The sequence below is a fragment of the Kangiella shandongensis genome, from assembly GCF_020005365.1.
GTDB lineage: Bacteria > Pseudomonadota > Gammaproteobacteria > Enterobacterales > Kangiellaceae > Kangiella > Kangiella shandongensis.
This window is the reverse complement of record NZ_JACNML010000013.1, coordinates 57,938-69,489: the sequence shown is the minus strand read 5'-3', so window position 1 is coordinate 69,489 and position 11,552 is coordinate 57,938. Positions and strand designations below refer to the sequence as shown.

The 11,552-nt window shown below is 45.6% G+C and carries 8 protein-coding genes; 5 read left to right on the top strand and 3 right to left on the bottom strand.

Translation table 11 applies throughout. The annotated features are described in order from the left end of the window. The 3 genes from H7708_RS12810 to H7708_RS12800 all read left to right on the top strand — a co-directional run. Positions 1 to 1,568 (top strand): hypothetical protein (locus tag H7708_RS12810; RefSeq protein ID WP_223671258.1); only part of this gene is annotated, 1,568 nt, incomplete at its 5' end. A 29-nt stretch (positions 1,569 to 1,597) separates the two neighbouring features. Further along, positions 1,598 to 2,593, top strand: a complete 996-nt coding sequence (locus tag H7708_RS12805) for a hypothetical protein (RefSeq protein WP_223671257.1) — start codon at positions 1,598 to 1,600, stop codon at positions 2,591 to 2,593. A gap of 30 nt (positions 2,594 to 2,623) precedes the next feature. Next, the gene (locus H7708_RS12800) at positions 2,624 to 3,676 is read left to right on the top strand and encodes a hypothetical protein (RefSeq protein ID WP_223671256.1); all 1,053 of its coding nucleotides are present in this window, start codon (positions 2,624 to 2,626) and stop codon (positions 3,674 to 3,676) included. A 149-nt stretch (positions 3,677 to 3,825) separates the two neighbouring features. Here the strand turns inward: H7708_RS12800 and murI are convergent, their stop codons facing one another. The 3 genes from murI to H7708_RS12785 are packed head-to-tail and all read right to left on the bottom strand — an operon-like array spanning position 3,826 to position 6,555. After that, the gene (gene murI, locus H7708_RS12795) at positions 3,826 to 4,611 is read right to left on the bottom strand and encodes a glutamate racemase (RefSeq protein WP_223671255.1); all 786 of its coding nucleotides are present in this window, start codon (positions 4,609 to 4,611) and stop codon (positions 3,826 to 3,828) included. A 14-nt stretch (positions 4,612 to 4,625) separates the two neighbouring features. Beyond that, the gene (locus tag H7708_RS12790) at positions 4,626 to 5,996 is read right to left on the bottom strand and encodes a TRAP transporter large permease (RefSeq protein WP_223671254.1); all 1,371 of its coding nucleotides are present in this window, start codon (positions 5,994 to 5,996) and stop codon (positions 4,626 to 4,628) included. Next, the gene (locus H7708_RS12785) at positions 5,989 to 6,555 is read right to left on the bottom strand and encodes a TRAP transporter small permease subunit (RefSeq protein ID WP_223671253.1); all 567 of its coding nucleotides are present in this window, start codon (positions 6,553 to 6,555) and stop codon (positions 5,989 to 5,991) included. Before H7708_RS12785 ends, H7708_RS12790 begins: the two co-directional genes overlap by 8 nt. Before the next feature lie 433 nt (positions 6,556 to 6,988). Between H7708_RS12785 and H7708_RS12780 the strand changes: the two genes are divergently transcribed. Then, on the top strand, positions 6,989 to 8,647 hold the full coding sequence (locus H7708_RS12780) for a serine hydrolase domain-containing protein (protein WP_223671252.1): 1,659 nt from the start codon (positions 6,989 to 6,991) through the stop codon (positions 8,645 to 8,647). Between the two features lie 100 nt (positions 8,648 to 8,747). Then, a complete protein-coding gene (gene polA / locus H7708_RS12775; protein WP_223671251.1) occupies positions 8,748 to 11,471 on the top strand; it encodes a DNA polymerase I in 2,724 nt (907 codons plus the stop codon). The last annotated feature ends 81 nt before the right edge of the window (positions 11,472 to 11,552 follow it).

Genomic DNA, 11,552 nt, shown 5'->3' with positions numbered 1-11,552 from the left:
ACAAGCTCCTCGACGGCTGGATGGACGACCCCAACAGCTTAATCTATCAGTCCATCGCACCTTTTGATCCTTTTAAAGAAGAGTTCTCGGTGTTTAAAGACAAGCTCGATAGCGCAGGCGATATTCTCGGTGGCGCTACGACAGGGCTTGAAAATTTACACAAGATGTTTCCTTATACCAAAGCCACCGAAATAACCACCAAAGCCGTCGTCTCTTACGGCATGAGAAAACTCGATACGTCGGTCAAGTGGAGCGAGAATTTTTTTGACACGCTGGGTAAGCAACTGTCGTCGAACAAAACGCAAGTTGCCATGCAAATGCTCGGCGCACGCTATAACCTCAGTAAAGCGAGCGTACAGAACCACTCAATAACGACCAAAACCAGCAAATGGATCAATCAAGCTAAACGCCGAGCACCAACGTCCAGCTCGAATATAAAAACCAGACTGGTTAACAATAACGGCACTCTAACGTTAACGGAAACCTCCACCGCCACCAAAGTAGCACCCAAAATGTCCGCAAACCTGCTGCGGGAAATCGGTAAGTTACCGCTCGGCGCTATCGTGTCGTATTTTCATTACATCAATCTTTCCAGTGCCATCAGCAGCTTCAGCGAAAACAAAAGCGGCCTTAACGCTGCTAATATGCTTTCCGCATTAATGGGGTTTGCGGGTGCTTTTGGCGAAACGGCTCTTGGTTTACGTGGTATTGCCAACAAAACCATTCCAACCAATCAAATTGTTGCTCGTGCGGCTCAAAACACTATCTTCAAAGTCCTTGCCAGCAAAGCCTTTATACGATTTACGGGGTTTGGAGGAGCCTTGATTGAAGCTGGTACTCATGTATGGAACGGATTTCAATTAAACTCAAAAGGCGACAAAGACGCTGCAAAATGGTCTTTTGCCGCTGGAGCAACTCTAGGTGCTGGTGGCATTATGATGACCGCTGGTATAATTGCAGGGAGCTTGCCAGGACTAGGCTGGGTATTAGCAGGTGCTTTGCTAATCGGTGTTGGAATATTCTGTTTGTTTGAAAAAGAAGACACCACCAATACCCCATTTCAGATTTGGCTTAATCGTAGCTGCCTTGGGGTTAACGAAACTAAAGTAGGATCTCCTTACTCATCAGTCGACCAAGAAGCTCAAGGTTACGCTGCGGTTTGCTACTCGGCGCGTAAACTGGATGAACTCCCAGAGAGTATGCAGGGTAAAGGAGTAAGCAAGTACGCAGAAACAGATTGGCACGAAAACTACGGCTGGGAAGACAGAGTGTATTTCCTTGTATTTTTACCAGGCTATGACATGAATAACAGCACAGCAGAAGTCAATCTGTATGCTTATGATGAATGGTCGGTGGATGAAGAGGATTACAACCAAGCGACTGTTCTCAATACGGATACAGGCGTTACGGTGCTGAGTCATGCTTACCACGAGTCAGGGCTAGTGCTCTATATTGACAAGCCACTCAAGCAATCCGCTGCTGACTCAGTACGCCTACAGGTTGATTACTGGCCGAATAAAACCACGCTAAACACAAAAGTGACTAGCAACCTATTTTTAGACGGCTAAAACACAAAGAAAGAGATATTCAAAAGTATATGATAACCACGAAACTCAGTCGAAACACACGATTTGATCAACCAAAGCGGATCGAACACAAACTGCAAACCATCAATGATAGTTACCTACAAGTTAGGAGCTTTGCTGGCGATGCTCATGCGACTTATGGATTTGCAGGATGGTGGTTCTACTTAACCTTAGGAACCCCTTTTTTTATAGCTATTGCAAATACATTTGTATTCACCGATACAGGCATTGATAGCGATATGGTAACCATATTTATATTCACAATACTATTTTTTACACTAATGGGTCCTGGTTTCTCTTATTGGAACTCTTGGATGCTAAAGCGCGAATCTCCGATAATTTTTGACAGGAAAAACCAAGTAGTTCGTAAAGTGGTTTCAGGCTTGGTGTTTGAGTCATCTTGGAATAACATCAAAGGACGCATTAAGAATATGACAACGCTATCAGGCGCTGTGGTGATGAACGATGCGATTATTGAATTAGACCTAAAGCCCGTGCGTAACCTCAACGGCAAACCTTTAACCTCTCAACAAAAAAAATTGAAAGGCAAAGCCATGATGGAAGGCTTACTCTCTGATACAACCTATGATGGTTGTGAAAAAGTTTGGGAATATCTGTGTGAGTTTATGGAGAACGGTCCCGAGGGTTTGGACGTACCGAAACGACTCTATTACCCTTTATCGAGTAAAACCACGCGTACTTCTATCAGCTTCCGCGAAGCCGTGAGCTACCACTGGCCGTTTCCACCTTATCGCCAGAACGAGCCAATGACACTACAAGTCATTAAAACTATCCTCGTGCCTGTGCGACTCGCTTTTTATATTCCCAATGTCTTAGCCGACGGCTGCTGGCACTGGATGATGAACTGGGGTAAACCGAAAATGCTACTTCCCGAACAAAAAAAAGCCGCGCAACAAGCCATCACCCCCGACATGGTGTTTAATATACTCGGCAAAGATAAAGAATTTATGCCCTACCTCGAAGCCAAGGCAAGATTGTTTCCATAGTACAAAGGACAAGGACGTTTCACTCGATTTATGCAAACAAAACTCAGTCGAAACACACGATTTGATCAACCAAAGCGGATCGAACATAAACTGCAAACCATCAATGATAACTATCTACAAGTTAGGAGCTTTGCTGGTGACGCTCATGCGATTTATGGGTTTGCAGGATGGTTCGGCTTCTTACTTATCTTCTTGCCTTTAGATATATATATATTAATAGATCTATCAAAGGAAACCTTAGAAAGTTTCGGTAAAGGAACTGGTATCACTGAGCATATAAGGTTTGGATTACTTTTGATGTCCGCTATTATTGTGTTTGGAATTGCAATGGGGCCTGGTTTTTCCTACTGGAACGCTTGGATGTTGAAACGCGAATCTCCAATAATTTTTGATAGAAAAAATCAAGTGGTTCGTAAAGTGGTTTCGGGCTTGGTGTTTGAGTCGCCATGGAATAACATCAAAGGACGCATTAAGAATATGACAACGCTATCAGGCGCTGTGGTGATGAACGATGCGATTATTGAATTAGACCTAAAGCCCGTGCGTAACCTCAACGGCAAACCTTTAACCTCTCAACAAAAAAAATTGAAAGGCAAAGCCATGATGGAAGGCTTACTCTCTGATACAACCTATGATGGTTGTGAAAAAGTTTGGGAATATCTGTGTGAGTTTATGGAAAATGGCCCTGAAGGTTTGGACGTTCCAAAGCGACTCTATTACCCACTATCCAGTAAAACTACTCGAACCTCTATCAGCTTCCGCGAAGCCGTTAGTTACCACTGGCCGTTTCCACCGTATCGCCAGAACGAACCAATGACGCTACAAGTCATTAAAACTATCCTCGTGCCTGTGCGACTCGCGTTTTATATCCCCAACGTCTTAGCCGACGGCTGCTGGCACTGGATGATGAACTGGGGCAAACCGAAAATGCTTCTCCCCGAACAAGAAAAAGCCACCCAAAACGCCATCACCCCCGACATGGTGTTTAACATACTCGGCAAAGATAAAGAATTTATGCCGTATCTCGAAGCTAAGGAGAAGCTTTATGGTGCTATAAGCAATAAGAGTGGGGTCTTAATCTAGCCTATTTTTAATCCCTACTAACACACAGTTTGAGGGACTAAAATGCTTGATCAATATAAATGGATTTTTCTGTCTAAAGTTTTGATCTGGATAAATACTTAAGTAAAAGCGCTGAATGGCGTAGCTGCTTTTATGTGGTAGCCAGTGTATTAGCCCTGTTGAACTTTGACTGGACGATTGAGCAGTTTGGTAAAGATAGTTTGCGCTTCACTTGGTGAAGCACTGGTAACAAACTGATCGTTTTGTAAAGCGATCTCATTAAATAAGTCATGCTTGGCTAAAACCCGGGTTAATTGTAGCGATACGGGTTCGGCAGTATCGAGCAATTTGAGTGATGCCGCACCTGCAACTTTTTTGATGCTCGAAGCAAGGAAAGGATAGTGAGTACAACCTAGTACCAGAGTGTCGACTTTATACTCCAATAATGGCTGCAAATACTGCTTTATAAGCGCGAGGGTTTTGGGGCTATCCAGTTCACCTTTTTCAACCTGTTCGACAAAGCCGTGGCAAGCTACTTGGTGAATGGATGTATCTCGAGCATATTGCGCAACGAGTCGCTGATAGCGTTCGCTGTGTAGCGTGTTTTCTGTTGCAAAGACGCCAATATGCCCACTTCGGGTTAGCGACGCTGCTGGCTTAATGGCCGGCTCTAAGGCGATGATAGGTAAGTCGTATTCGGCTCTTAACCAGTCAGCCATTAACGCCGTTGCGGTATTGCAGGCAATCACCATGGCTTTAACATTACGCTCGATAAAGTAGTCTGCAATGTGTTGACATCGTTTATGCAGTTCTTCTCGTGGCAATTTGCCGTATGGAGCGTAAGCCGAGTCTGCAAAGTAAACACAGCTTTCCTTAGGTAAATGTTTACGCACGGCCTGATAAACCGATAAGCCGCCGACACCTGAGTCAAAAATACCGATAGGGTTGTTGTTCATTGAGTGTTATTGTCCTAACCAAGTGCCGATGGAAGCCAGGTAGAAAGCTCTGGCCAGAATGCAATCATCGCCAGTACCGCTGCCTGTATGCCAATAAAGGGAATCACGCCACGGTAAATTTGCGCTGTGCGAATTTGTTTCGGTGCAACCCCGCGTAGATAAAACAGAGCGAAACCGAAGGGCGGTGTCAGGAATGAGGTCTGCAAATTAATCGCAATCAGTATACCTAACCAAACTGGATCGGCCCCCATCATCAGTAATACCGGGCCAACGATTGGCACCACAACAAAAGTGATTTCGATAAAGTCGAGGATAAAGCCCAGCAGGAACATCACGATCATGATGATCAACAGTGCGGTAAAGAGACCGCCCGGGAGATCGGTAAAGAATGCTCGGATCATTTCATCGCCGCCGTACATGCGGAACACCAGAGAGAAGATGGATGCACCGATCAGAATCAGAAACACCATGCTGGTGGTTTTAACGGTGGACTGCATGACGTCTTTCAATCGTGACAGCGTGAGTTGTTTTCGCATGGTCGCCAAAAGTATCGCGCCAAAAGCACCGATAGCCGCAGCTTCGGTCGGCGTGGCGATGCCGTAGAGGATTGAACCGAGTACGGCGACAATTAAGATAAGAGGTAACGATAAACTTTTCAGTGCACGCCACATGGCATGGCGCAATTCCGACTGCTCAATCTCCATCGCCGGCGCTGCTTGCGGTTTGCGCCAGGCGACAAAGGCGATATACAGCATGTAACCAACTACCAATAACATGCCCGGGATCACGGCGCCCATAAACAGATCACCAATCGATGCCACTTGCTCCGTTTCAAGCCCCTGGCTTTTGGCTTCGGTCATGGCGTTGGCCAGTACATCGCCGAGTAAGACCAGCACAATGGAAGGGGGGATAATTTGCCCTAAGGTTCCTGAGGCGCAGATCACACCCGTGGCTAACTCGGGTTTGTACCCGCGCTTAAGCATGGCAGGAAGCGACAATAATCCCATGGTGACGACTGTCGCGCCAACAATGCCGGTACTGGCGGCGAGCAACATGCCGACAATGGTGACGGCGAACCCCATACCACCGCGCAATTTTACGAAGAGTGTGGCCATGGATTCGAGTAGGTCTTCGGCTATTTTGGTTCGCTCCAGCATTAATCCCATAAAGATAAACAAAGGCACTGCGATGAGTGTGCTTCGATCCATAATTTTAAATAAGCGACCGGCCATAAAGTTGAGCTGAATCGGCTCAATCATACCCGTTATGGCGCCAATGGCGGCGAAGGCCAGCGAGGTGCCGGCCAGAGAAAAGGCTACCGGATAGCCCCATAGTAATACGGCACAGACGGCCAGAAATAATAAAAGAGGCATTAACTCAAGCATGAGTGGCCTCCTTGTCGTGTGAGCTTTCCAGCAATTGAGGTACTTCTATCCAGCCACACAGGTAGGCCAGGCATTTTAAGAAGTCGGCAAATCCCTGAAGAATCAGCGCCACTGGCATTGCCAGTAAGAGACTTTTCAACAAATACATGAATGGAATACCGCCAGGTTGATTGGAATCTTCCCGTAACGCCCAGCTGAACAGCACATAATCTTTACAGTAGATAAAAATGAATAGACAAACGGGCAGTAGTAGTAATACAAAACCTGACATATTAACGAGCGCTTTCTTGCGCGGTGAAAAACTCTGATAGAAGACATCGACCCTGACGTGATCATTGTGCTTGAGCGCAAAAGCCGCTCCCAACATAAAGACTGCTGCGTGCATATAGGTCACCGATTCCTGAAGCGCGATTGCGCTTAAGTCAAACCAGTTACGAAGGATTAGAACGAGAATCACGGTCAGTGCCATGAACAGCGTGAGCCAGGAAATCAGTCGCCCTGTCCACTCGGTGATATTATCTAAAAATGATAGCGTTTTAAGGGTCGCAGTTTTAAGCATTTATTACTCTTATTTCGTGCTTAGTGAGCGGTTATTCCGCAAGTTATCCACAGGCTAGTTATAGTGCCAAATAGCTATTAATTAAAGTGGCGCTTTTATTTGGCTTCTTAACCTGTTGATATATTTAGTTTTGCAAGACGATTTTTGATCCCCATAGCTAAAAATGTCTTGTTATTACAGTATTTGTCATGTTTTCAGAAACTTTTGCACAAAGTTATCCACAGAAAAGGTGCTCTTGTGGAAAAAATCCACAAATACCGAAAAGCAAAGATACTGTAATTAATGGAAAAGATCCAATCTGGCGGTTAAGATTTAGCAGAGACAAATGGCGAAGGAATAACTTTCAAAGTTGTGCGTTAAATAAAAGAACCATTGGTTATTTTCAGTCGGGTAAATGGGTTAGTCTAACGAAGTAGTAACAAGGAGTCTCTCTATGTGGATAAAAATGATTAAAACAGCAGCTGTATCGCTAGCGGCGCTGTCTATTCTTAGTGGTATAAACCTTAGTATAGCTGAACCTATCAGCGCGAAAGAAACGAAACCGATCACTGTTACAGAGCAGTTGGATCCCTATTTTGAGGCATTAGCCAACCATAATCGGTTTCTTGGCAGCGTTGCTCTTTATAAGGGGAGGCGTGAGCTATACCGAGCAACGGTTGAGCCTCGTGGAAAGGTTTCGGAGTTAACCCATAAGCAATATAAATACAAGATTGGCTCCATTACAAAAACTTTTACTGCTGCCATTGTATTCCAGTTGATCGAAGAAAAACGTCTTACTCTGGATACGAACTTGTCAGAGTTTTATCCTGAAGTGGTCAATGCAGAAACTATCACTATTAAACAATTACTGAACCATCATTCGGGAATACACAACTATACCGCTGATCCTGACTTTTTAACCTATCATCAGAAGCCTCAAGACAAGACTTTCCTTCTGAGCAAGCTCGAAAGTTTCGAGTCGGATTTTAAACCTGGAGAGAAAGGTGCTTACAGTAACAGTAATTACTTACTGTTAGGTTTTATTATCGAAGACATAGAAAGTAAACCTTTCGCGGAAGTAGTGCATGAAAGGATCGTTGAGACATTAGCATTGGAGAATACGTTCCTGGGTGGGAGAATTGATCCGGATAATGGCGAAGCTTATTCCTATCAGCTATTTAAAGAGTGGGTAAAAGTGCCTGAGTGGGATATGTCGGTAGCTTATTCGGCTGGGGCCCTGGTGTCGACCCCGGCAGATTTAAACCGTTTTATGCAGGCTTTGTTTTCGGGGAGACTGATCAAAAAAAGCAGTTTGCAGCAGATGATCCGTTTGGATGACGGCTTTGGGAAGGGTATCTTTGGCACTCAATATCAGCTGGACAATAAAGAGTTGCAAGGGTATTGGCATAATGGTGGTATCGAAGCCTTTATTTCTCATGTTTCCTATTATCCTGATCACCAAATAACCGCTGTGGTGTTAAGTAATGGCCTCAATCACGATGTACGACAGATTTATAACGTGATGCTGGATGCCTATTTTGGCAAGGCAGTTGATGTACCGACGTTTAGTCAAGAGTTCAGTTTGTCGGTCGAACAGTTGCGGCAGTTTGTCGGTAACTATCAGAGTACTACTCATCCGCTAGATATCTCAATCCGTTTGGTTGATGGAAAGTTGTACGGTCAGGCTACAGGACAGGGAGGATTTCCGTTAACGGCAATTGACAATGAGCGCTTTGAGTATGCTAAAGCGGGTATCGAAATACAGTTTGATGCGGATGGTGTGCAGTTTGAGATTAAGCAGGCGGGTCGGGCCGATATTTTTACTAAAGTTACTGAGGATGCTAGCAAAGACGTCGTAAAGGTTCCGTTGAAAACGTTAGAGCAATATACAGGTACCTATGCATCAGATTCATTTCATCTTAAATTGCAGGTGATGATTAAAGATGAGGAGTTATATGCTCAGGCAACGGGGCAACCCGCATTTCCGCTGACAGCGGTGAACCAGACCACCTTCAAGTTTGATATGGCCGATATCGTTATTGAGTTCAATACGGAAGAAACTCAGTTAACGATTACGCAGCGAGGCAAGCCGCGGGTTATGACCAAAAAATAACCGGAAGACTCGATCAGCCGGGGCTTATTTTTATGGGCATATAGGATTGTTAACTAAGTTACGTTAAACTTAATTGAATTCCGAAAAACAGCAATTAATCATGTCAAAACAACAAACCCCTTTTATCCTCGTCGATGGTTCGTCTTATTTATTCCGTGCCTATCATGTGCCGCAATTACAGCGTATGACAAATTCGGAAGGTATGATGACCGGAGCCGTGTTTGGCGTGATTAATATGTTGAAAAGCTTAATTAACGAATACCAGCCTAGCCATATGGCGGTGGTCTTTGATGCAAAGGGTAAAACCTTCCGCAACGACCTGTACCCAGAATATAAGGCTAACCGTCCGCCAATGCCGGAAGACCTGCGCCAGCAGATTGAGCCCATCCATCAGATCGTTGAAGCCATGGGGTTGCCGTTGCTGGTGATCGATGGTGTCGAAGCGGATGATGTGATTGGCACTCTGGCCAAGCAGGCGTGCGCTGAGGGGCGTGAAACACTGATCTCGACAGGCGATAAGGATATGGCGCAACTAGTCAGTCAGCACGTGACCCTGATTAACACCATGGATAAGAATCACCCGATCACTGATTATGAGCGCGTGATTGAGAAGTTTGGTGTGAAGCCGGAGCAGATTATCGATTATTTAGCGCTGGTCGGGGATAAGGTTGATAATATTCCTGGTGTCAATAAATGTGGGCCGAAAACCGCGGTTAAGTGGTTGAATGAGTACGGCTCACTGGATGGCGTCATGGAAAATGCCGATAAAATTGGTGGCAAAATTGGCGAAAATCTGCGCGAAGCTTTACCGCAGTTGCCGCTGTCTTACGAACTGGCGACCATCAAGCTGGACTGTGAGCTGGACTACAAACCTGAAGAGCTAACCTTAAATAAGCCGGACCTGGGTGAATTAAAAGAGTTGTACGGCAAAATGGAGTTCCGTCGTTGGTTAACCGAAGTGTTGAAGGAAGGTGGTGAGGAAATAGCCGAAGAAGAAGCCGAAGAATCAGGCATCGACCGCAGTAAGTATGAAACAATTTTAGAGCAGAAAGACTTCGACAAGTGGCTGGAAAAGTTAAAGAAAGCGGATTTATTCGCCTTCGATACTGAAACCACCAGCTTGAATTATATGGAAGCGGAACTGGTAGGCATGTCGTTCGCTTTAGATAATGGCGCAGCCGCCTACTTGCCGTTTGCTCACAGTTATATGGGCGCGCCAAAACAGCTGGACAGGGATGATGTGTTGAAGACGATAAAGCCTCTGTTGGAAAGTGAAGAGGTGAAAAAGGTTGGGCAGAACCTGAAATACGATATGAGTGTGTTGGCGCGCTACGATATTAAGCTGAGGGGCATTGAATTTGATACCATGCTCGAGTCTTATTGCTTAAATTCGGTAGCGAGCCGCCATGATATGGATTCGTTGGCGTTAAAGCACTTAAACCATGCCAATATTAAGTTCGAGGAAATTGCTGGTAAAGGCAAGAACCAGTTAACCTTCGATCAGATCGAGCTGGAAAAAGCTTCACCCTATGCCGCGGAAGATGCTGACATTACCATGAAGTTGCATCAGAAGTTATGGGCTGAGTTAAAGAAGGAAGAAGGCCCGACCCAAGTGTTCCAACATATTGAAATACCGTTGTTGAGCATTCTCTCAAAGGTAGAGCGAAACGGTGTTCTGGTCGATGGTAAGTTGTTGCTGGAGAAAAGTCGACAATTTGAAAAGCGGTTGAAAGAGCTGGAAGCGGAAGCCTTTGATATCGCAGGCAAAGAGTTTAATTTGGGCTCACCTAAGCAGTTACAGGCGATTTTGTTTGAAGAGCTGGAACTGCCGATCATCAAGAAAACGCCAAAAGGCCAACCTTCGACAGCAGAGGAAGTGTTGCAAGAGCTGGCGCTGGATTACCCTCTGCCAAAACGAATCCTTGAGCACCGCGGTTTGAGTAAACTGAAGTCGACCTATACTGACAAGCTGCCACAAATGATCAACCCACAAACCAAGCGCGTTCATACGTCGTACCATCAGGCCATTGCTGCGACGGGCCGTTTGTCTTCGACGGAGCCGAACCTGCAGAATATCCCGATAAAGTCTCCGGAAGGACGTAGTATCCGTACTGCATTTATTGCACCAGAAGGCTGTAAGGTGCTGGCAGCGGATTACTCTCAAATTGAACTGCGTATTATGGCTCACCTGTCGCAAGACAAAGGACTGTTAAAAGCATTTGAGGATGGCCTGGATGTGCATGCGGCCACTGCATCGGAGGTATTCGATGTACCGTTAGAAGAGGTTTCCGATAACCAGCGTCGGGACGCCAAAGCGATTAATTTTGGCTTGATATATGGTATGTCGGCCTTTGGCTTGGCCAAGCAGATTGGTACCGATCGCAATACGGCACAGGATTATATCAATACCTACTTCGCTCGTTACCCGGGCGTGGAGGCCTACATGGATAATACCCGCGCCAAAGCAGCGGATAAGGGTTATGTCGAAACCCTTTACGGTCGTCGTCTGTATCTGCCCGAAATACATTCGAAAAATGGCATGCGTCGTAAAGCTGCCGAGCGCACCGCGATCAACGCACCGATGCAGGGTAGTGCGGCAGACATTATTAAGTTAGCCATGATCGAAGTGGATCAGTGGTTACTGTCCCAACCGGGGATTAAAATGATCATGCAGGTGCACGATGAGCTGGTGTTTGAAGTCGAGGAGCAGTACCTGAGTTTAGCACAGCAAAAGATTCCTCAGCTGATGGCTGATGTGGCCGAACTGTCTGTGCCTCTGATCGCTGACGTTGGTGTGGGCGATAACTGGGAAGAGGCGCACTAACTTGCGCCATTTATCGCTTTACGTGTGACATAGTGCCGTTTTCTGGTGCTAACGTCGCTTAGTTTCACACTTTGAAATTTT